At 66.6% G+C, this 22,210-nt stretch carries 18 protein-coding genes; 10 read left to right on the top strand and 8 right to left on the bottom strand.

Annotated features, from left to right (window positions below; all coding sequences use genetic code 11):
* Positions 1-2: 2 nt before the first annotated feature.
* From AC1DU4_RS02390 to AC1DU4_RS02400, 3 genes are all read right to left on the bottom strand, one after another.
* A complete protein-coding gene (locus AC1DU4_RS02390) occupies positions 3-1,523 on the bottom strand; it encodes a long-chain-fatty-acid--CoA ligase (protein ID WP_477837506.1) in 1,521 nt (506 codons plus the stop codon).
* A gap of 158 nt (positions 1,524-1,681) precedes the next feature.
* Positions 1,682-2,236 (bottom strand): TetR/AcrR family transcriptional regulator, encoded by a 555-nt coding sequence (locus AC1DU4_RS02395; RefSeq protein ID WP_477837507.1) that lies wholly within the window; start codon positions 2,234-2,236, stop codon positions 1,682-1,684.
* 43 nt (positions 2,237-2,279) lie between these two features.
* Positions 2,280-3,170, bottom strand: coding sequence for a crotonase/enoyl-CoA hydratase family protein (locus AC1DU4_RS02400; RefSeq protein ID WP_072843270.1), 891 nt, complete (start codon positions 3,168-3,170; stop codon positions 2,280-2,282).
* Between the two features lie 248 nt (positions 3,171-3,418).
* Between AC1DU4_RS02400 and AC1DU4_RS02405 the strand changes: the two genes are divergently transcribed.
* From AC1DU4_RS02405 to AC1DU4_RS02420, 4 genes are all read left to right on the top strand, one after another.
* Positions 3,419-4,147 carry an SDR family NAD(P)-dependent oxidoreductase gene (locus AC1DU4_RS02405; protein WP_477837508.1) on the top strand — a complete coding sequence of 243 codons (729 nt, stop codon included), beginning with the start codon at positions 3,419-3,421 and terminating at the stop codon, positions 4,145-4,147.
* Between the two features lie 38 nt (positions 4,148-4,185).
* Positions 4,186-5,442, top strand: coding sequence for a serine hydrolase domain-containing protein (locus tag AC1DU4_RS02410; RefSeq protein WP_477837509.1), 1,257 nt, complete (start codon positions 4,186-4,188; stop codon positions 5,440-5,442).
* The gene (locus AC1DU4_RS02415; protein WP_477837510.1) at positions 5,439-6,956 is read left to right on the top strand and encodes a flavin-containing monooxygenase; all 1,518 of its coding nucleotides are present in this window, start codon (positions 5,439-5,441) and stop codon (positions 6,954-6,956) included. Before AC1DU4_RS02410 ends, AC1DU4_RS02415 begins: the two co-directional genes overlap by 4 nt.
* 72 nt (positions 6,957-7,028) lie before the next feature.
* On the top strand, positions 7,029-8,654 hold the full coding sequence (locus AC1DU4_RS02420; protein ID WP_477837511.1) for an AMP-dependent synthetase/ligase: 1,626 nt from the start codon (positions 7,029-7,031) through the stop codon (positions 8,652-8,654).
* 51 nt (positions 8,655-8,705) lie between these two features.
* On the opposite strand, the gene AC1DU4_RS02425 is transcribed toward AC1DU4_RS02420, so the two are convergent.
* The 4 genes from AC1DU4_RS02425 to AC1DU4_RS02440 form a co-directional block, all read right to left on the bottom strand.
* Positions 8,706-10,082 carry a flavin monoamine oxidase family protein gene (locus tag AC1DU4_RS02425; RefSeq protein WP_477837512.1) on the bottom strand — a complete coding sequence of 459 codons (1,377 nt, stop codon included), beginning with the start codon at positions 10,080-10,082 and terminating at the stop codon, positions 8,706-8,708.
* 93 nt (positions 10,083-10,175) lie between these two features.
* Positions 10,176-11,777 (bottom strand): hypothetical protein, encoded by a 1,602-nt coding sequence (locus AC1DU4_RS02430; RefSeq protein ID WP_477837575.1) that lies wholly within the window; start codon positions 11,775-11,777, stop codon positions 10,176-10,178.
* A gap of 292 nt (positions 11,778-12,069) precedes the next feature.
* On the bottom strand, positions 12,070-13,101 hold the full coding sequence (locus tag AC1DU4_RS02435; protein WP_477837513.1) for a phosphotransferase family protein: 1,032 nt from the start codon (positions 13,099-13,101) through the stop codon (positions 12,070-12,072).
* Positions 13,094-14,239, bottom strand: coding sequence for an Rv3169 family protein (locus AC1DU4_RS02440; RefSeq protein ID WP_477837514.1), 1,146 nt, complete (start codon positions 14,237-14,239; stop codon positions 13,094-13,096). Before AC1DU4_RS02440 ends, AC1DU4_RS02435 begins: the two co-directional genes overlap by 8 nt.
* 99 nt (positions 14,240-14,338) lie before the next feature.
* Here AC1DU4_RS02440 and AC1DU4_RS02445 point away from each other — a divergent pair, with 99 nt between their 5' ends.
* Positions 14,339-14,989, top strand: coding sequence for a helix-turn-helix domain-containing protein (locus AC1DU4_RS02445; protein ID WP_477837515.1), 651 nt, complete (start codon positions 14,339-14,341; stop codon positions 14,987-14,989).
* A gap of 13 nt (positions 14,990-15,002) precedes the next feature.
* On the opposite strand, the gene AC1DU4_RS02450 is transcribed toward AC1DU4_RS02445, so the two are convergent.
* Positions 15,003-15,995, bottom strand: coding sequence for an AraC family transcriptional regulator (locus AC1DU4_RS02450; protein ID WP_477837516.1), 993 nt, complete (start codon positions 15,993-15,995; stop codon positions 15,003-15,005).
* Positions 15,996-16,461: 466 nt separating this feature from the next.
* On the opposite strand from AC1DU4_RS02450, the gene AC1DU4_RS02455 reads away from it, so the two are divergent.
* The 5 genes from AC1DU4_RS02455 (at position 16,462) to AC1DU4_RS02475 (ending at position 22,187) form a co-directional block, all read left to right on the top strand.
* A complete protein-coding gene (locus AC1DU4_RS02455; protein ID WP_477837576.1) occupies positions 16,462-17,352 on the top strand; it encodes a TauD/TfdA dioxygenase family protein in 891 nt (296 codons plus the stop codon).
* 82 nt (positions 17,353-17,434) lie between these two features.
* On the top strand, positions 17,435-18,025 hold the full coding sequence (locus AC1DU4_RS02460; protein ID WP_477837517.1) for a hypothetical protein: 591 nt from the start codon (positions 17,435-17,437) through the stop codon (positions 18,023-18,025).
* Positions 18,026-18,289: 264 nt separating this feature from the next.
* On the top strand, positions 18,290-19,837 hold the full coding sequence (locus AC1DU4_RS02465) for a long-chain-fatty-acid--CoA ligase (RefSeq protein WP_477837518.1): 1,548 nt from the start codon (positions 18,290-18,292) through the stop codon (positions 19,835-19,837).
* A gap of 72 nt (positions 19,838-19,909) precedes the next feature.
* Positions 19,910-20,845: an alpha/beta fold hydrolase gene (locus AC1DU4_RS02470; RefSeq protein WP_477837519.1), complete on the top strand. Its 936-nt coding sequence runs from the start codon at positions 19,910-19,912 to the stop codon at positions 20,843-20,845.
* A 13-nt stretch (positions 20,846-20,858) separates the two neighbouring features.
* Positions 20,859-22,187: an MFS transporter gene (locus tag AC1DU4_RS02475; protein ID WP_477837520.1), complete on the top strand. Its 1,329-nt coding sequence runs from the start codon at positions 20,859-20,861 to the stop codon at positions 22,185-22,187.
* Positions 22,188-22,210 lie beyond the last annotated feature (23 nt).

Raw genomic sequence — 22,210 nt, forward strand, 5'->3', positions numbered from 1 at the left:
ACTCAGCGGATGTCGGACAGATCGCTTCCGAGGTCGGACGGCACCACGATCTCCCGCTTGAGGATCTTTCCGGTCGCACCCTTCGGCAGTGCGTCGACGAGCACCACATGCCGCGGGTACTTGTAGGCGGCAACTCGACGCTTCGCGTACTCGACCAGGTCCTCGGCGGTCGCGGTGCCGCCGGGCCGCAGTGCCACCACGGCGCACACCTCCTCGCCGAGTCTCGCGTCGGGGACGCCGATGACGGCGACCTCCGCGACATCCTCGTGCTCGTAGAGCACCTCCTCGATCTCTCGGGGGTAGACGTTGTATCCGCCCCGGATGACGAGATCCTTCTTCCGGTCGACGATGAAGTAGTAGCCGTCGCCGTCGCGGCGGGCCAGATCGCCCGTGCGGAACCAGCCGTCGGGGATCGCCGCGGCGGTCGCGGACGGGTTGCCCCAGTACCCCTTCATCACGTTGTGGCCGCGGATGGCGATCTCGCCGACCTCATCGCCGCCAACCTCGTGTCCGGCGTCGTCGACCAGGCGCATCTCTACGCCGGGCACCGGAAGCCCGATCGAGCCGGCCTTGCGTTCGCGATCGGGGAGGTTGAACGAGACCACCGGGCTGGTCTCCGACAGGCCGTACCCTTCGAGCACGGTGCAGCCGAAGGCCTGCTCGAAACCACGCATCACCTCGACCGGCATCGCCGAACCGCCGGACACGCACAACCGCAGACCGGACAGGTCGAACGACTTGCCGTCGGGATGGTGCAGCAACGCGGTGTACATCGTCGGGACACCCTCGAACACCGTGACGCGGTCCCGTTCGAGCACCTCGAGAGCCGCCGTCGGGTCGAACCGGGGCAACATCGTGAGGAGGGCGCCGACCTTGACGACCGTGTTCAACGCAAAGGTCTGGCCGAAGACGTGGAACAGCGGGAGCGCGCCCAGGACCACGTCGCTCGGCGAGAGGTTGAGCAGGACCTCGGCCACGACGTCGCAGTTGGCCGAGAGGTTCGCGTGGGTCAGCTCGGCCCCCTTGGGCTTGCCCGTCGTGCCGGAGGTGTAGAGGATGACGGCGGTGTCGTCGTCGTCGCGTTCCTCGTACGCGGGCGCGGGCGCGGCCAGTGCCAGGAGCTCGTCGAACCCGTTGGCGGTCACGATGATCGGTTCTGTTCCGGTGGCGGCGGCACTGGCCTGGGCAGCTTCCGCGACGTCCTCCCACGCGAAGAGCACCTTGGCGCCCGAGTCGGCGAGGTGGTACGTCAGTTCACGCTCCTTCAGGAGCGGATTGAGCGGGACGACGACACCGCCGGCCCTGAGCACGCCGTAGTAGCAGATGGCGAAGGACGGCACGTTCGGCAGGCAGATCCCGACGACGTCGCCCGGCTGGATTCCCCGGTCCCGGAGCAGTCCGGCGACGCGTGCGGCGGCGGCATCGACGGCCGCGTAGTCCAGAGTGAGGTCGCCCAGTCGGAGGGCCGGCGCATGCGGGGTGTTCGCGGCGCTGGCCGCGAGGTTGAGTGCGAGGTTTCCCATGTTTGTCTCCTGTGGCCGCACGCGAGCGGGCATGGCTCGTGCGGCGGTGTCGAATGACCGGGACTGGCGGCAGGGTAGCAGCGCCGATTCGTGAGTTCAGAGCCTTCGTGCACAGCCAAGTTCGATGAAATTGACTGTGCACGAAGGATTCCGATGTTTCAGGTGCCCGGGATGATGCTGGTGCCGAGGCGCCAGATGGTGTCCAGCAGGTCCTGCCGTGAGGGGGTGACCTCGCGGCTCATGGCCTCGGCCATGAGTTCGCGGAAGGCGCCGAGGAACGCGGCCGCGGCCAGTCGTGCGTCGACCGCGGGATCGACCTCGCCGCTGCGTTGCGCGTGAGCGATGTTGCGCGCGGCCATGTCGATCTGGGTCGCGAGCCGCTCGGCGTCGGCCTGTGACGCCGACGGCTCGCGCAGTCGCCTGCCCACCACGATCGGGGCGAGCGGATCCTCGCGCAGGAAGTCGATCTCCCTGGACAGGCGCAGCCGCTCCCGCTCGATCCAGCCCAGGTCCGCGGACACCGTGACGGCGAAAACCGCGTCGTCATAAGCGTCGTAGAAGGCGTGGACGACGGCCGCGACCAGGCCGTCCTTTGCGCCGAAGTACCGGTAGAGCAGCCCCGGAGAGGCCTCGGCGCGAGCCGCGACCTTGGCCACTTCCAGGGTGCCGCCGGTCTCCAGCAGTTCCGCGCGGGCGGCCTCGATGAGGCGCAACCGAGTGGCGCCACCTCGGGCCGTCAGCGCGTGGGGGGATCTGTCAGGGGATGATGACATTGTTCGGGTCCGGCTGCTCTTCCTTGGGTGCGGTGCTGTAGTCCCCGAACGGCGTGTCCCGCAGGGTGGTGACAGCGCCGACGCCCTGGTTCTCGGCGAGCTCGATGAACTCCAGCGCCTCGGGGGTGTTGCGCATCAGGCCGTCGAGGATCGGTCCGAGCATCTGGGTGCTGGCCAGGCCCATGTTCTCGTACGCCTGGTTCACGATGAGCTTCATCGCGGAGAGTTGGGAGACGGGAATGCTGGCGAGCTGCGCGGCCTGCCGTGCAACCTCGGCTTCGAGTTCCGCAAACGGCACCGCCTTGTTGATGAGTCCGATCTCAGCTGCCTCCACGCCCGAGACCGGCTTGCCGGTCAGAGCGTACTCCTTGGCCTTCGCCAGCCCGAGTCGGTAGATCCACATACCGGAGAGGTGGCAGCCCCACATTCGCGCGTACGGGGTGCCGATCCGGGCGTCCTCGGAGGCGATGACGATGTCGGCGCCGAGGGCCATCTCGCTGCCGCCGCCGATGCACCAGCCGTGGATCTGGGCGATCACCGGCTTGGGGCTACGCCAGATGCTCATGAACTTCTGGGTTGGGGACTCCGACTGCGCGGTCGCCATCACGAAGTCCTTGCCGGCGTCCCACTTGCCGTCGGTCGTCAGCTGGTCGTCCCAGTGCTTGAATCCGCCGCTGAAATCGTAACCGGCACAGAATGATCGGCCGGCTCCGCGGACGACAACGACCTTGACCTCCGGGTCACGATTCGCCTTCGTCATCGCGTCCTGGAGCTCGTCGGGCATCGGCGGAACGATGGTGTTCAGGCGATCCGGGCGGTTGAACGTGATCGTGGCCACGGGGCCTGCGACGGAGTAGATCAAAGTCTCGTACATGTTCCACCTCTCGTTGGTAAACTGAATTCACTTTAGCTTTGGATCGGCGCGGTTGTCTACCCCCTCCGCACCCCATTGACGGAGTCGTAGTGACGTGGGTAACTTGATGCGCATTCGAGAGGTCGATCGTCTGATCGACCCAATGCCATTGGGCGCAAACATCATCCAGTAGGTCGATGTACACAGGAAGGCGGTTGTCCGCCATGGAGTTGTCATCAGTTGGTCCCGCAACGGGCCCGGGTCCCGGCATGAAGGTCATCGTCACGGGTGCAGCCGGCGGGATCGGTGCCGCGCTGATCGGGGCCCTCGCGGCACTCGGCTGCGAGGTCGCCGGAATCGACCGCCCGGGAACGGCCCTGCCGGGCGACCTCGCGTCGATCCCGCTCTTCGAGGCCGACCTCGCGGACGAGACGGCCGCGGCGGGCGCGGTGGAAGGGGCGGTGTCCCGCCTCGGGGGGCTGGACTGTCTGATCGGTGCCGCCGCCAGCGTCGCGACCGTCCACCGCGCCAAGTCGTTCTCCCCGAGCGTCTTCCGTCAGGACATCGAGTCGAATCTGATGTCCCAGTTCTGGACCGCGCAGGCCGCCTACGCCGCGCTGACCGAGAGCAGTCGCGCGAATCTGGTCCTGTTCTCCTCGACGGGGGCCCTGGACGGTCTGCCCGGTCAGGTGTCGTACGGAGCCGCCAAGGCGGGAGTGCTCGGGTTGGTCCGCACGCTGGCGGCCGAGTGGGCCGACGCAGGTATCCGGGTCAATGCGATCGTCCCCGGGCTGGTCGCGACCCCCAAGGTTCTCTCCATGCCGGAGGAGACCCGGGACCGGGTGCTGCGGAACGTCGCGATGAAGCGCCTGGTCGAGGTGGACGAGGTGGTGGCGTCGGTGTTGTTCCTGATGTCGTCCGGGGCCGGCGCCATCACCGGCCAGTCCTTGCGGGTCGACGGGGGCGCGGGGATCAACACCCAGGGCCTGTACCGCTGATCTTCCCTTCCTCGTCGCTCGTGAAAGGAGCTGTCGCAATGACGAATTGCGATCGGGCAGGAGCCGCGGCGCCGGTGAGTGGCGTGGTCGACCCGGCCTTCGCCGCGGTGGCGGAGGAGTTCGACCGGAATTTCACCGCGCGCGGCGAGGTGGGAGCGTCCCTGCACGTGCTGGTGGACGGCAGGCCGGTGGTGGACCTGTGGGGCGGTGTCGCCGACCCCGAGACGGGCCGGCCTTGGGAACGGGACACGGTCGGTGTCGTGTTCTCGTGCACCAAGGCCGCGGTCGCGCTCTGCGTCCACCTGCTCCTGGCGTCCGGCGAGATCAGCGAGGACATGCCGGTGACGCAGGTGTGGCCGCAGTTCGGCGCGAACGGCAAGGGCGACATCACGATAGGAATGCTGCTCAATCACTCGGCAGGGATCCCCGTGCTCGGAGAGCCGCTCGGATCCGGCATGCTCGAGGACTGGGAGTACATGGTCGGCCGGATCGCGGACCAGGCGCCGTTCTGGCGGCCGGGCGAGCGGCACGGCTACCACCCGGTGACCTTCGGGTTTGTGCTCGGTGAGGTGGTGCGCCGCGCCACCGGCTCGTCGATCGGCGAGTTCTTCGCGTCGGAGATCGCCGGTCCGCAGGGGCTCGACTTCTGGATCGGACTGCCGTCGGAGATCGAGCCGCGTATCGCTCCGATCGTCAAGGGGATCGCCGGCGAGGTCACCACCACGCCGTTCCTCGATGCCGCACTCCACCAGCGTGGTTCGATCCCGAATCTCTTCGTGTTCAACTCGGGGGACTGGTCCCGCGTGGGCGTGAACACCCGCGCCGGCCGGGCCGCGGAGATCCCCGCGGCGAACGGTGTCACCAACGGGCGAGGCCTCGCGCAGATGTACGCGAACGTCCTTCGCGGTCCCGTCGTGGGAAGTCTCGGAGGTCTCGAATCGGCTCCGGCGCATTCGATGCCGGTGTCCGACGGCTTGGACGCGACCCTGCTGATGCGGACCAGGTTCCGCGGCGGGTTCATGCTGTCGATGGACAACGGCGCGCACCTCGGCGACGGCCACAGCATGCGGATCGGAAGCCGTGCCTTCGGCCACTGCGGGTCGGGCGGCTCGATCGGGTTCGCGGACCCCGAGTTCGGCCTCAGCGTCGGCTACACCATGAACAAGCAGGGCCCGGGGACGCTGCTCAACGAGCGCGGACGGGCCCTCGTAGATGCCATCTACCGCTCACTCGGCCAGTCCGTCCCGCCGCCGCCGGCGCCACCGGAGCCGCAAATCGAACAGGATCAACGATGACTTCTCCCAACGCACAAGATGATTCGACACGGACAGACGTGCTCATCCTCGGCGCCGGCTTCTCCGGCCTCGCGGCGGCTGCGACGATCTCCCGCGCGGGCGGGCTCGACTACCTGCTCCTCGAGCAGGGCGACGACGTGGGCGGTGCGTGGCGCGAGAACACCTACCCCGGGTGTGCGTGCGACATCCCGTCGCCGCTCTACTCGTTCTCCTTCCGGCAGAACCCGGGCTGGCGACACCTCTTCGCGCCGCAGCAGGAGATCCTGGAGTACCTCCGCGACACCAGCGCGGAACTTCGGATCACCGAGCGTATTCGCTTCGGCACCAAGGTCACCGGTGCCGACTGGGACGAGCAGGACGGGTCCTGGAGGGTCGACACGGAGGACGGCGCGGTCTTTCGGGCACGATTCCTGGTGTCCGCGATGGGGGTCCTGCACCACGCCTCCTACCCGAAGCTGTCCGGCATCGAGAACTTCCAGGGCCCGGTGTTCCATTCCGCGCACTGGGATCACTCGTGCGACCTCGACGGCAAGCGAGTGGCCGTCGTGGGCACCGGTGCGAGCGCGATCCAGTTCGTTCCCGCCATCGTCGACCAGACCGCCAAGCTCGCGCTCTTCCAGCGGACCGCCCCGTGGATCGTTCCCAAGGTCAATCGCGCGTTCAGCGAGGACGAACGGGAAGAGATGCGCCGCAACCCGATCAAGCGATGGAACCGCCGCGCGCGCCTGTTCTGGATTCACGAGAAGCGGGCCAAGGGATTCGTCTCGGACACGTCCAAGATGGGTCCCACGAAGGCCCTCGCCTCGGGGCACCTCCAGCGGCAGATCCGCGATCCCGAGCTGAGGGCAAAGCTCACGCCGGACTACGAGATCGGCTGCAAGCGACTGCTCATCTCGAGTGACTACTACCCGGCCCTCGCCAAGCCGCACGTCGACGTCGTCACCGCCGGCGTCGAGGAGGTCCGTGCACAGTCCGTGGTCGCCACGGACGGAACCGAGTACGACGCCGACGTCATCATCTTCGGCACCGGCTTCGATGCGCAGAACAGCCTCAGCCGGGTGCCGATCCGCGGACGCGACGGCGTGGCCCTCGGTTCGCAGTGGGAGTCGGGTCCGGAGGCGTACCTGGGGACGACCGTGGCGGGGTTCCCGAACCTCTTTCTGCTGTGCGGCCCGAACACGGGCCTCGGGCACAACTCGCAGGTCTTCATGATCGAGGCCCAGGCCCGGTACATGGCCAAGTGCCTGCGGTACGCGGGCCGCGGCGGAGTGATCGAGGTTCGGCGGGACGCCCAGGATCGCTTCAACCAGTTCCTGCAGGGGAGGCTCTCCTCGACCGTCTGGCAGGCCGGTGGATGCAAGAGTTGGTACCAGGATCCCGTCACCGGGCGAAACACGCTGCTGTGGCCCAAGTCGACGCTGTCGTACTGGGTGCGCACCCGATTCCTTCGCCGCGCCGACTATCTCCGCCAGGCCAGCACCAGATCCACCCAGCCGTCCGTGACCGTCGGCTGACGCACCTTCTTGCGCACTTCGTTCGATCCGACCCGAGCGGGCTCCGGCCGCACTTCAGTGAAAGGCTCTGCAATGTCGACGATTCCCGAGTTACTCCACCGCAACGCCGAGCAGTACGGCGACATGCCCGCGTTGTCCCACGACGGTCAGCTCCTGACGTGGAACGAGACCCGGACGGGCATCGCCAGGATCGCGCTGGGGCTCTCCCGTCTGGGCGTGCACAAGGGTGATCGCGTCGCGATCATGATGTCCAGCCGTCCCGAACACTGGCTGACGGACCAGGCGGTCGTGCATCTCGGTGCGCTCCCGGCGACGGTCTACGGCACGATGCCGTCCTCCCAGATCGCGTACCTCGCCAAGCACAGCCGGGCCAGGGTGGCGGTGCTCGGAGGCGTCGCCGAGGTCGAACGCTGGCTGCCGGTGCTGGACCAGTTGCCCGAGCTCGAGCGCGTGGTCGTGCTGGATCCCGAGGCCTGCGTGGCCGACGACGAACGCTTCGTCAAGTGGTCGGACGTGGTGACGGAGGAAGTGGATCTCGAGGCGTTCGAGGCCGCCTGGCGCGAGATCGGCGAGGACGATCCCGTGACGCTGATCTACACCTCCGGCACCACCGGCGTCCCCAAGGGCGTGCTGCTCACGCACCGCAACGTGATCGCCAATGCCGAGGCCAGGGACGCGGCTGCGCCGACGCCCCAGCACTTCCGCAGCGTCTGCTACCTGCCGTTGGCGCACATCGCCGAACGCATGGTGTCGGTCTACATGGCCATCCACAAGGCCGGCCACGTGACGTTCTGCCCCGATCCGAGCCAGTTGGTCGGGGTGCTCCGCCAGACGCGCCCCACCAGTGTCTTCGGCGTCCCGCGGATCTGGGAGAAGCTTGCCGCGGCACTGCGGTCGCGACCGGGTTCGTCGCTCGCGGACGTCGGACTCGACCAGGTCACCTGGGCATGCAGCGCCGCCGCGCCGCTGCCGGTGGACGTGCAGGAGTACTTCCGGGAGCAGGGCATCGCGATCGTCGAGGCCTGGGGGATGACCGAGACCACCGGAGTGGCCACCTCGACGAGCGAGACGGACTTCCGGTTCGGTTCGGTCGGCACCCCGATCCCGGGCACCGAGATCAGGCTGCTCGAGGACGGCGAGATCCTGGTGCGCGGCCCGATCGTGTCGGCCGGGTACCTCCAGGAGGACGGATCCGTCGTCTCCGTGACCGACGACGAGGGCTGGATGCACTCGGGCGATGTCGGTCGGGTCGACGAGGACGGACACCTCTACATCATCGACCGCAAGAAGGACCTGATCATCACGTCGGGCGGGAAGAACATCGCCCCGGCCGCGGTGGAGGCGCTGCTGACCAAGCACCCCCTGGTCGGTCAGTCGCTGGCCTACGGCGACCGCCGGCCGTACTTGGTGGCACTGATCGTGCTCGACCAGGAGGCGGTGACGGCGTGGGCTGCCGCGCAGGGCATCGACGTCGCGTCGCCGTCGGACCTCGCGACGCATCCCGACGTGATCGCGGAGATCGACCGCGCGGTCGAGCTCGCCAACGAGGACCTCGCGCGGGTGGAACAGGTCAAGCGCTACCGGGTGCTGCCGACCGAGTGGACACCGGAAGGCGGGGAGCTCACCGCAAGCCTGAAGATCAAGAGGCGCGCCGTGCACGAGAAGTACGGCGACGTGTTCAACGCGCTGTACGCGTAGCGATCCGCCTCGCCCCGGATCAAACCGGGGCGAGGCGGCGAGGCGACATCGTCATCCGATCCGGGCGATGCGGCCGGCTTCGCGGCGGCCGGACAGCAGGGCGCCGTGGACGGTCGAGGCCTCGGTGGCGTGGGTGGCCTCGCCGGCGAAGAAGACTCGGTTGCCGATCGGTTCGGCGACGGTGGCCGCGTCGTCCGGCGTCGAGTCGATGCCGGGGTAGGAATAGGAGCCGCGGGCAAAGGGGTCGGACGCCCAGCGCGTCATCCGGTAGGCGCGGGGCTCGGGCACGCTCTCGCCGTACATGGCACGTAGGGCGAGCATCCCCTCGGCGACGGTGGTTGTGTCGTCGAGGCTTTCGATGCGGCGCGCGACCGACCCGCCGCGTAGCGCGACGATCACCGGCACACCGGTGACGCCGTGCAGCGGATACCACGCGGCCATCGGTTCGTTCGGCAGACCGAACTGGGCGATGACCTCGGCGTCGTCCCAGAACCGGGTGTCGAAGCGCAGGTACAGCTTGTTGTAGACGCCCATGCCGAGGCGCCCGATCGCCTCCAGTTTCGCCGCGGGCAACGGCGGCTCGAAGGCGACGGCACCGGCCTGCAACACGCCCAGCGGCAGGGTGACGATCACGTGATCGGCGCCGAAGACACCGCGGTCGGTGTGCACCCGGACGCCGGCGGCGTCGTGGACGATGCGGTCGACGACGTGGCCCACACGCACGTCCAGGCCGTCGGCGAGGCGGGTCGCGAGCTCGTCGTAGCCGCGGGGGAAGACCACCTCGTCGCCGCCGTGGCCTTCGTGGTGCCGCGTGATCCACAGCGGGACCCGGTCGGCGTCGGCGCCGAAGGCGTCCTGGACGAACTGGTGGACGGTGTCCCGGACGTGGTCGGCGCGGATCCCGGTCAGGCGCAACTGCGTCAGCACCTGGTCGACGGCGGCCGCGAAGGACCTGTTCGCGAACGCCGGCCGTGCGGACAGCTCGTCTATCGCGGCCATGGCCGCCTCGGCGTCGGCTTCGTACTCGGACCGTGCGGCCGGGCCCAGGCGGTGGCGGCCGCTGTAGGCGGTGACCTGGCTCGTGTTGAGCACCGCGGTGGGGAGGCCGAGTTCGTCGCGCAGCTCGGTGACGGGGTTGCCCTCGACCCCGTGGATCCAGGAGGCGCCCAGGTCCAGCGGCAGGTCCGGCCAGCTCCGATCGGTCCACAGGCGGCCGCCCACGCGGTCGCGCGCTTCGAGCACCGTCACCGGGCGGCCGTCTCGGGCCAGGTCGCGCGCCGCGGCGAGCCCCGCGATGCCCGCCCCGACAACCAAGACGGAACCCGATGGCGGCGGCGAGGCTTCGGCGCTGCGGCGCCCGAAGCCCGGCACCGACGTGGTCGTGTGGTTTGCGGCTCCGATCGACACGGACCGGCGGCTCGGGCTCATGGTGGTTCCCTTTCCTGGGCCTTCCGCTGGTTGTGTCAGCTTCGGGCAGAGCGTCCTTTGTGGATCCGCGATCATCGGAAGGAGCGTGCGTGGCTATCGCACGACCAGGTCGTGATCGGTGGCGCTGAGGGTGATGGGTGCCACGCGCTTGCCCCGCGACCAGTCCCGCACGAACGCATCGAGGGTGGGATCCGCGCCACGCGCGTCGTATGCGGCACGGGGTACCTCGATCGCACCGACCAGATGCCTCGGCTGGTCGTCGAGGCCGGTACCGCGCGGCCCCAGGCGCAGGCCGTCCGCGGTGTGCAGGAGTACCGGGATCGTCTTCCCGTCGGGTGCGGTGACCGTGGCGGGCCGGGTGGTCGCGGCCGGATCGAAATGCTCGACGGACAGCCGGTAGGGCGACGGTCCGGCGTGCAAGCCGGCTTCGTCCAGCAGGCGCGGATCGAGGATCGAGTACGGAACCTGTGCCTCGACGAGCAGTTCGGCGTCGATCAGGGTGTCGCGAGCGGGCAACTGCGCCGACAGATTCCACGGCGCGGGCGGCGCCAGGGTGTCCGACGACCGGTCTGACTGCGGATTCTTCAGCGGGGTGCCGGGCAGGGGCGCGCCGGTGGCAGTGAACGACCAGGCCGGGGCATTCAGGTCTTTGTGCCAGAAGCCGGACCTGCCGTCCCGGCGGCCCGCAACCCGCAGCTCGCGACGGTCCGGGCCCACGCCGGTGGAGTGCACGCTGATGGCCGAGGTGATCTCGCCGGGGACCTTGGGCTGGTGCACCCAGTCCTGGGCGGGCAGCTGGATCGCCGCGAAGTGGTGGAACCACGACTCGAACGCGGAGTTCGGCGCGGTGGGTTTGCCGCTCTGATCGTCCCAGCTGTAGCGGAAGAACACCGAGTCGCCGCCGGTACCGTCGATGTCGTAGTTGCGGGTGTACATGTCGCCGTACTTGTTCATCACGAAAGTGGTTGAGGCCGAGGAGGACAGCGCGATCGACTGGAAGCGTCCGCCCACCGGGCCACCGATCTCGTAGCTGTCGTCGTCGGGCAGCCACGGGTCGGCGTAGGTGATGCGGCTGCCGTCCCCGGTCAGTGCAGGCACCATCGTCATCTTCGCGAGCCCGAAGAAGTGAATCCGGCCCGCGACGTCCGCATAGGTCTGGTTGTCCCAAGGCGATCCGACACTCAGCGCCCAGGTGCCGGGATCGCCGCCGGGCAACTGCTTGCCCCGGCCGGTCCACAGCGGCGCCCCGAACGACGAGGTCCAGTTCCAGAAAACCGGGGCCTGCGAGGCGTTGTCCATGGTGTAGATCCACCCGTCCTCGTCGACCGCGACCAACTCGTCGTCGTCCACCGAGATCCCGACGAGGCGCTCGCGCAGACATGTCGGCAGCGGGGCGTATCGCCACGGCTCGGGGTTGGCGCCATTCCACACCCGGGGCCGGGTGAGCAGCGCGTTCCCGGCAAGTGCGTAGTCCCAGAACTTGTTGAACTGTGTGGTCTGGGTACGCAGTTCGACGCTCGCCGGGGCGTCCGACCCCACAAACTCCGGCAGGCCCGCCAACCCATCCCTGGCTCCGAACGACGGCAGACCGGGCGGCACCTGCGCGGTGCCGAAGGGGACGCAGTCGGCGGGTGCACTCGATACGGGTGCGGCCGTCGCGGCCGGTACCGACGCGGTAAGTCCCACGACCGCCATCGAGCAGACGAGGGTGGTGCGAACCCGAAACCGGGGGGAGTCGTCGAGATAGGTAGGAATGCTCACGATCTGACAATAGGGTGGCGTCGATGGTTTGTTACACATCGCAGGTTGGCATGTCTATCTCGTCGTTGCCACGTGATCATCGTAGGGCGCTGCCGTAGCCGCCCTCGGCATGCGTGACACGTGAAGGGCCCCTGGCGCCGGTGTGGGGTCTGTCGACCACACACCGACACCCGGGACCCCGTGCCCCTGGTGAGCTCCATCCAGTTCACCAGGGGGTGAACAACTTCTAGGCGTCGCCCAGGAGTTGTTCGAGTCGGGCCATGCAGAACCCGGTGATGCTGACGTTGTCACCGAGGTTCAGATGGGTGGACAGGCGCAGCAGCGGAACCGAGAGCAGCACCGCGCCGAGCACCTCGTTGAACAGCAGGTTCTGCACCTTCCAGCCGGTCAGCTCCTCGTAGCGGGCGACGGTCTCCTCCCGCGTCGGGGTGCCGGGCAGGGCCGGGTGTCCCTCGTACTCGCTGCACGCCCAGTCCAGGAACAGCACCCAGGCCAGGTCGGCCTCGTGGTCGCCCAGGTACGCCATCTCCCAGTCGAGTACGCCGGCGACCGAAAGGTCCGGCGTGTACAGGATGTTCGACATGCGGGCGTCGCCCCAGACCAACGTCACGTGCTCCGGGTCGTAGAGGTTGGCCWTGAGCCAGGTCAGGGCCTTCTCCATCACCGGGGGCAACTCCGGTGCCGCCCAGCGCACGGCCCAGTCGAGGTAGTTCACGATCTGCTCGACCGGCTTGTCCCCGAACTTGGGCATCGCCAGGAAACCGAGCCGCAGCTCGTCGGGGTCCAGGAGATGCACCTGCGCCATCGTCTCCACGCACTCCCACCACATCTTCGCCCGGCCCTGCTCGTCGGCCTCGAAGTAGTTGCCGGCGGTGTGGTACGACGGGAAGTCGCTGGGCGCCTCGGCATTACCGATGCGGTCCATCACGTAGTACGGAGTGCCGAGCGGGTTGTCGTCCGCGTCGATCCACCGGACGCTGGGGACCGGGAGATCGGTCGGCGCGAGCCGCTCCGAGACCAGGTACTGGCGCCGCAGGTCGTAGTCCGGGAACAGCGAGACCTCGGGCGGCCGTCGGAAGACGTACCCGGCCGACTCGTGCTCGGCCCCCTCGAGGTTGAACAGGTAGGTCTCGGTGGAGAACCCGCGTTCGGTGCGCTTCCAGTCGACGATCTTCGCGTTCTGTGCGCCCGGAATGCGCTGCTGGACAATGGGTTCGAGGGCGGCTGCCAGGTTCTCCGGCGCGACCCGCTCAGTCATTGCCCGCACCGGATCGGTTGGCGCTCCAGTCGGTGTAGCCGTAGCGCGGGTTCACGCCCATGAACACCATCTCCACCAGTCCGTGTCCGACCTTGTCGCCCATCCGGACCTCGACGAGCGTCTCGCTGAGCATGCTCACCTTGCGGATCTCGTCGACGTCGGTGATGTCGACGTCGAAGCTGTCGCTGAAGTCCTTGCCGCGGTACATGCCCGACGCGTAGCCGTTGTACTCGTCGTACCCGGCGAGGCCCGGCCAGAAGTCGCACACGGGCTTGACCTCGATGACGTCGGTCGTGCGGTCCGCGCGGTGCACGGTGAACGTGCCGGACTTGACGACGCGGAGGTCGTCACGGAAGTCCAGGTCGTGCTCGACGTCGATGATCGGCAGCGGCTCCTTGCCGGAGTCGATCGGGAAGAGCACCTCGCCCTCGAACTGCCAACGCTCCCCGGTGTGGGTCTCGCGCTGTGCGAAGTGCACCACCTCGTCGTCGAACTGGAAGATGCCCATGTAGTAGAGGACGCCGGCCGGCACCTCGGAGGGCTGCATGTTCCCGCCCTCGGGCAGGCTGCCGCCGCCGCCGCCGTGGCGCACACCCCACGAGTGGTCGCGGCCGAACCACCAGTTTTCGGGGTCGATCTCGATGCGCTCGCCGTCGATCTCGATCCAGCCGGTGATGGTGCCGTTCTGGTAGAACCGGCGCGCATCCTCGCGGACCCGGCCGCGGCTGCGGTGGAAGGCGGCGGTCTGCTCGTAGACCGGGAAGTCGCCGGAGAAGTCGAGCTGCAGGCTCAGGCCGTGCTCGTTGGACTCGACGGTGGAGCGCACCTTGCGCAGCGGCTCGACGATCTCGTACGTGTACGGGCCGACGCTGAACGCGTTCAGGGCCCCGGTCTGGGGGTTCAGCTCGGTGGACAGGCGGACGACGCGGGCCTGCTCGCCCTTGCGGGTGACCATGGCGTAGGCGTCGAGAACGTTGCGGTTCGGGTACTTCGCCATGCCGGTCATGATGCTGATCTCGCCGGACTTGTCGAAGCCGTACATCACGATGCGCTCGGTCCAGCGCAGGTCGCTCTGCGAGACGTGATCGAGGGTCGTGGGGAGCTGGTGGATGAGCAATTCGTCGTGCGGGGTGATCATGGCCTGCCCTTTCGTCGATGGATGCCTGACCGCAATCTATTACGGAGCGCTCCGCAACGTATTGGTTTCGCCGAAAGACGTCCGGTACTGTCCGCGGTTGTGGATGAACGCAGAGATCGCCGAACCGGCACCGCCGGGGTGGGACGACCTCGCGATCCGCAGGTCGACGAGGCCATCCTCGCCGCCACCAGGGAATTGCTGGTGGAAAGCGGCTATCAGAAGACCACCATCACCGCGATCGCCCGCCGGGCGAAGCTGGGCACCGCCGCGATCTATCGGCGCTGGGCGACCCGGGAGTCGCTCATCGAGGACGCGATCTTCGGGATGCAGGACGTTGCCCTGCCCGAGGCCACCGACGACCTGCACGCGGACCTGCTCACCTGGACCCGGATGTTCCTCGTGCGGATCGCGGAACCCGCGACCCGGGCGGCGATCCCGGGGCTGCTGTCCGCCTACCATTCCGACGATGGCGTCTACGAGCGTCTGGTCACACGATCCGAGGACCCCGCCCGCGCCGCGCTGACCGCGCGGGTGGCCGCGGCCTTCCCGGAACGTTCCGACGACGCCAACGCCGCGGTCGCCGAGGCCGCCTTCGACCTGCTGATGGCCGCCACCACCATGCGAGGCCTCACCAGCGGTCTCGCCGACGTCGACGCCTTCTGCGCCCGCACCGCCGACTCGTTGGCGCTGCTGGTCACGGTGGACCGCGCCGAGTTGGGTGCCGGGCCGGCGCCGGATTCGGCGAACTGAGGCTGTTCCGGTTCTAGCGTGCGGCCCGCCATGCCGTGGGACTGGATCCGAACTCGGTTCGAAACCATCGCGAGAAGGCGGAGAGTTCGGAGAACCCGAGCAGTCCGGCGATGTCCGTCAGGGAGCGCGTCTGTTGAGTGACGTACCGCTGGGCCAGCTCCGCCCGGGTGGCGTTCACGATCTCCGAGAATGACGTGTCCGCCCGGGCCAGCTGTCGATGGACCGTGATCCGGTTGACTCCGAGCGTCTTCGCGACATGCTGCAGTGAGCACCGGCCGGTGGGGAGCGTCGTCTCGATCAATTCACGGACGCGATCGAGGTCATCGACAGGCCGTGGTCTGGCGATCGTGTCGATGTACTCCTTCGCGAAGGACTGGAACAGCGGGTCGAACAGGACGTTCGGGAGGTCGAGGTCGCGGGCATGGAATCCGAAGCCGTTGAAGTTCTCGCCGAAGTGGACCGCGCTTCCGAAGGTCTGGAGGTGAAGTGCCCGGTTGGCTGGACTGGCGTGGGTGAAGTAGATGCTGAGCGGATTCCAGTTGTTGCCGACGATGATCTTGACCATCCGTGCAAGTGCCCAGACGGTCATCTCGGAAAAGTGMCTCGAGGCGCCGTCGGTGGTGTTGAAGTCGACCCGGACCTTCGCGACGTCGTCCGCCTCGGCGATCCGGATACGGATGGCCTCGCTGCGAATGTGCTGATACCGGCCGAGCAGTGTCAGCACGCCGCGCAGGTCAGGTTCGCCCTGCGCGGCGACGCTGATGGGACCCAAGTTGGTCATCTTGCGGCCTTCGGCCAGGCGAATTCCGAGATCCTCGAGCCCCGTCGCCACCGCCGACCGCTCGAGGAGCTGAACCGCGGCATCAATGGCGATCCACTGGTTTGGCATGGCCAGGTCAGCCGTCTGGAGTCCCACTGACCTGAGGAGGGGCAGCGGGTCAACCTTCCGTGACCGCATGAGATCCAGATAGCCGGTCAGGGCGGCGTTGCGGACAAGCAGGGTCATCGCGGCGTCTTTCCGATTCTTGTGGAACGGCGGAGTGGCCTTCCGTCAGTCGTGATCGACGGGACAGGTTATCCCCGGCGTGCGCAACGAGGTCAGGTTTCTCCTGCGGACGAGGCCGAGTGCCTCCTGCGCTGGGATCATGCGACTGCGCACGGTTCGCGTGGTGGTGATCGAGGGTACCTCGCAGATCCGGGCGTGGACAGCCTCCGGAGCTGCTCCGGGCCGTTCCCGCCAGACGCCGGCCCCGCCGTTCGTCGTGGCCACGTGCTCTGTGCGGAGTAATAGCGCGTCAACCGAGATGTAACTCGAGGTCAAATTATCCCATCGAGTGACCGCTACAGTTTCGGCATCCGGTACTGCGAATCCACTCATTTGGTCCGCAATTGACGAACGCCGGCAGTTGATCTTGGCCTCGCCGGCCAATTCGAAAATCTTCCATCCGCCCGAAGGTAAAGGACTGGCCTCCATGCAAAATTCCGCCGAAGTCAAGGGATCCGTGAAAGCTGAGAATTCCTTGATCAAATCAAAGCAGCTCACCCGACACATCGGCGCCGAACTGTTCGACGTGCAACTCCCTGACATCACGCGGGACGAGACGCTCTTCGCCGAAATGAAGTCGCTTCTGTTGAAGCACAAGGTGCTTTTCCTTCGGGATCAGAACATCACACGTGCTCAGCACGTCGAGTTCGCGAAGAAGTTCGGTGCGCTCGAAGACGGCCACCCGAACACGGATGCCGACTCGGGCGTGGTCCTGCTGTACAAGGACAACTCGAGTGAGGGGCATTACGAGAACGCCTACCACAGCGACACCAGCTGGCGCGAGTGTCCGTCCATGGGCTCGGTTCTGCGCTGCGTGGAGAAGCCGGAGATCGGTGGCGACACCGTCTGGGTCAACATGGTCGAGGCGTATCGGGAGCTCCCGGACCGGGTCAAGGAGGACGTGAGGTCCTTGCGTGCCCGACACAGCTTCGAGGCGGTATTCGGCGCCGCCAAGCCGCTGGAAGAACGGTACGAACTTCGAGAACGATTCCCCGATGCCGAGCATCCTGTGGTGCGCACGCATCCCGAGACGGGGGAGGAGATCCTCTATGTGAATGTCTTCGCCACGCACTTCACCAATTTTCACACCCCGGATCGCGTCCGTTACGGCGCCGATTACTCACCGGGTGGAAGCGATTTGCTCAACTACCTGAAGAGTCGGGCAGCGATCCCCGAGTACCAGGTTCGCTGGACCTGGACGACGGACAGCATCGCTATCTGGGACAACCGATCAACACAGCATTACGCGGTGCAGGATTACTGGCCCGCCGTCCGAAAAATGGAGCGCGCGACGATTGCGGGCGACAAGCCGTTCTGAGATTCGCCATTCTGACGTATTTGCTGCGGGCCGGACACGCCCGGCATGTACACCCCATTTTCAGCCTTTGAAAGGAATCGCAATGAGCAAGTTCGACGTCACCAAGACGAATATCGCGGTCGCGCAGCTGATCGAGCGGACCGACAACCCGCGGCACAAGTACTTGCTGCATGCCTACAACCGGCACCGCAACCTCGAGGTCGCCGGCCGGTGGGAGGAGATCTTCGCGCCGGACATGATGGTCGAGAACCCTGTCTACAACTTCAGCACCTTCGGCCGCACGGTTCGGCTCGAGGGAGCCGACGCGATCAAGAGCATCTACAGCGAATGGGCCGGCACCGGGGAGTGCATCTTCTACGTCGAGGACGAGAAGATCGCTGTCGGCGACAACCTGATCAGCACCGACTTCGTGCTCTACCAGCAGACTCCGGGAGCCTCGCTGGTGGCTGAGGGTGTCGACGTCGACCCGCAGGCGACCTACCTGATGAAGAACCGGCAGTACATGAACTGGCCCTACGACGACGAGGGCCGCCTCATCGGTGAGGACGTGTGGGAGGTCGACGCATCGACCCGCGAGTACATCCGACTCGCCCCTTCCGAGGTACTCACCTGTGCACAGTCGGCGCCGCTGCTCGAGCACCTGATCACGCCGTTGCCGGAGCGCCCCTTCTAGGGATTCCTCGCCTCTGCCCCGCCGAAGCTGTTGGCGGGAAGCGAGATACCGCTCCGTCAATGCCCCGGGACAGCCCGTCGCACACTTGGCGGCCCGGCGTGGACGCACCTGCGCCGGGCCGCGCGAGCTCCCAGTAGGGCTGTCCGCGACCGACCAGATTCCCCGCCGGCCACTTCGCCGGCGGGCGCCGGCGCCACCAGACCGATATCCGCCGGCGAAATCGCAGATCCAGCGTCGGCCGTGCCAAACCGAGAGAGATGCCACATGCTCAATCTGTCCATGTTCCTCGAGGATTCCGCTCGTCGGTTTCCGGACCGTGACGCGCTCGTCCACGGCGAACAACGGTTCACCTACGCCCGGGTCGACTCCGCCTCGAACCAGGTAGCCAACCTGCTCGTGTCGAGCGGGATTCAGCCCGGCGACAAGGTGGCGCTTTCCCTCCCGAACGTGCCGTGGTTTCCGATTCTCTACTACGGGATCCTCAAGGCCGGCGCGGTTGTGGTGCCGCTGAATGTCTTGCTCAAAGGCCGTGAGATCGCCTATCACCTGGCCGATTCGGATTCCAAGGCGTATTTCTGCTTCGAGGGGACGTCGGACCTGCCGATTGCCGAGTTCGCCCGCGAGGGCTTTGACGACACGCCGAACTGTGAACGTCTGTTCGTCGTCGGCGCGGACCAGGTGCCTGGAGGTGCGGACAGCGCCACTCTGGCGCTGGCGGACCAGTCCAACGAGTTCGAGAGCGTGATTCGCGAGGCCACCGACACCGCGGTGATCCTGTACACCAGTGGCACCACCGGCCGGGCCAAGGGTGCCGAGCTCACGCACTCGAACATGGTGCTCAATGCGCTGGCGTCAAACCGCCTCTTCGACTCTCAGCCACACCACCACGACACGCATTTGACCGCGCTACCTCTATTCCACACTTTCGGTCAGACCGTGAACATGAATGCCGCGATCTCGGTGGCTGCGACATTGATCCTGTTGCCGCGGTTCGATGCCAAGTCGGCATTGCAGATCATGAACGAACAGAACGTGACTGTCTTCGCCGGCGTGCCGACCATGTACTGGGGTCTGCTCGAGACGCTCGGCACGGTCGACGACGGAATCGACGTGGAACGAATCGCGACGAATCTGCGCAAGGCGATCTCCGGCGGCGCATCGATGCCGGTAGAGATTCTCAAGCAGTTCAGGCAGCGATTCGGCGTCCAGATCCTCGAGGGTTACGGACTCTCGGAAACATCACCGCTCGCGGTGTTCAGCGATTCCGAGAGCGACGCGCGAGCGGGGTCGATCGGCACGCCGATCTGGGGCGTGCAGGTCCGGCTGGTCGATGCGGAGTGGAATATTGTCACCGGGCCGGACGTGGTGGGAGAGATAGCAATTCGAGGCCACAACGTGATGAAGGGTTACTACAGCCGGCCCGAGGCCACCGAGGAAGTGCTGCGTGACGGTTGGTTCCGAAGTGGGGACCTCGCCCGCCGCGACGAGGACGGCTACTACTACATCGTCGACCGGGCCAAGGACATGATCGTGCGGGGTGGTTTCAACGTCTACCCCCGGGAGATCGAGGAGGTACTCATGACGCACGAGGCGGTCTCGTTGGCTGCGGTGGTCGGAGTGCCGCATGAAAGTCATGGCGAGGAGGTCAAGGCCTTCATCATCCTCGACAAGGATGCGGAAATCTCCGAAAGTCAGCTGATCGACTGGACCAAGACGCAGATGGCCGCCTACAAGTACCCACGGCAGATCCAGTTCGTGGCCACGTTACCGATGACCGCCACGGGAAAGATTCTCAAACGCAGCCTCGTCTAGGCGCGTAGACATCCGACAGCGCCGGCAGCCGTGGTCCTTCGTAATGCGACCCGGACGGCAGTCAATTACCTGATGATCACTGGCCCGATGGGGCAATGCTACCTGGAGAAGGCGATGCTTGAAGAGATGCAAATTGTGGTTGGAGACGTCCGGTCGCCGGTAAAGACCAACTGCCCCTTGGGTTCCGATGAGGTCGTGCTCTTCGTACACGGAAATCCCGGTTCGGCCGGCGATTGGGATCCAATCCTGACGAAAGTCGCAACCTTCGCTCGGGTGATCGCCCCCGACATGCCAGGCTTCGGCGACGCCGAGCGTCGAGTGGATCAAGGCTACGACGTGCAGTCGCAGGCGGAACACCTCGACGGCATCGTCAAGCAGTTCGGGGTCAAGCGTGCGCACCTGGTCCTCCACGATTTCGGGGGTCCGTGGGGTCTCGCCTGGGCCGCCGCTCATCCGCAGCAGGTTGCGAGCGTCACGCTCATCGACACCGGCGTCAACAGAGACTCGCATTGGCACGGGTTCGCTCGGCTGTGGCGAACTCCGTTCGTCGGGGAACTGGTACAACTGCTGATGACCCGCCGGGTCAACCGGGAGATAATCGGGCGAAAGAACCCCGCCTTGCCCGAGAATTGGCTGAACCAGATTGTGGACCACGCCGCCCCTGTTGGCACCAAACAGGCAGTGCTCCAGATGTATCGGTCAATGGATCTTGTCGTCCTCGAGAGCAGCTTGACGGACCCGCTACGGGATCTGGACGTTCCGGCGCTCGTCGTGTGGGGCGCGGACGATCCCTTCTTCCCCGTCGACTTTGCCCGGCGTCAGTTGGAGAGCTTCCCGGGCGCGCAGGTCGCAATTGTGCCGGGAGCGGGGCATTGGCCCTGGCTGGATGCGCCCGACAAGGTCAACGAAATTGTGTTGCCGTTCCTTCATGCGCAGCTCGACGACGCGTCATCCGATGCGGCCGGTGTCACGGGCCGCGACCTGCCCGAGGCCACGGTCGGCCATTAGTCTAGGAGCACCAATGGGACTGCGTGCCCACTCCCTCGAACACTCGGCCGACGTAGCCGTCGTCGGTCCGGGTGCCCGGTCGACGAAGTATCCGTGGATCGTCTTCGCCCTCACCTTCGGTCTGCTGCTCGCGGACTACATGTCCCGGCAGGTTCTCAGCGCGGTTTTCCCGTTCTTGAAAACCGAATGGGCTCTGTCTGATTCCGAGCTCGCTTCGCTCTCGAGCATCGTTGCGCTGATGGTCGGCCTCCTCACCCTGCCGCTGTCGTTGTTGGCGGACCGGTGGGGCCGGGTCAAGAGTCTGATTCTCATGGCGCTTCTCTGGAGCATGGCCACCTTGTTGTGTGCGGTGGCCGGCAGCTACGAACAGATGCTCGGAGCCCGGTTCCTCGTCGGAGTGGGCGAGGCCGCGTACACCAGCGTCGGGATCGCGGTCGTGCTCAGCGTCTTCGCGCCCCGCTTGCACGCCACCCTCAGCGGAGCATTCATGGCCGGAGGATCATTCGGATCGGTCATCGGTGTCGCGCTCGGCGGTGTCATCGCCGTCCACCTGAGCTGGCGTTGGTCGTTCGCGGCCATGGCGATCTTCGGTTTGATCCTGGTGGCTCTGTACCGCGCACTGATCACCGAGCACAAGCTCGCCCAGCACGCGGTTGACGACGTGCCCGCAGTCGTTGCTGCGACACCGACGAGGTGCCGGGTGCCGGTCTCGAGCCTGTTCACCAATCCGGCGGTTGTGTGTGCCTATGTCGGCGGCGGACTGCATCTGTTCACTGCCGGGGTGTTGCTGTCTTGGCTGCCAAGCTTTTTCAACCGCTACTACGGCTTGGCCCCTGCCAAGGCAGGGGTGGTGGCGGCAGTCTTCGTTCTGCTCGTCGGCAGCGGGATGGTGATCTGCGGCATCATCACCGACCGAGTCGGTCGTGTGGACACCAGCCGCAAATGGACTGCCGCGATTGTCTTCTGCATGATCTCGCTCGTGTTCCTGACACTGGGATTTCGGGTCGGTACCGGGCCCGTGCAGCTGGTCCTGATCGGAATCGGAGCTTTCTTCTCCGGTGGCGCGTCGGGTCCGTCGGCGGCGATGGTAGCGAACCTCACGCACTCCTCTGTGCGGGCCTCTGCAATGGGTACGCTCGCAGTTGCCTACAACCTGCTGGGGATGGCGCTGGGCCCCTTCGTCGTTGGTGTTCTCGCCGACCGTTACGGGCTCCTCGCTGCGCTGCAAATCTGCCCATTGGTGTACCTCGGCGCGATCGCCGCGCTTGTCGCCGGCAAGCGTCTCTATCCGGCCGGGGTTCGAAAGTTCGCTGCCCTAGGCGCGGGCACACCGTCTCCGTGAACGGCCCGACCCATGCGGCTTCA

It is taken from the genome of Rhodococcus sp. P4_F5 (assembly GCF_056401315.1).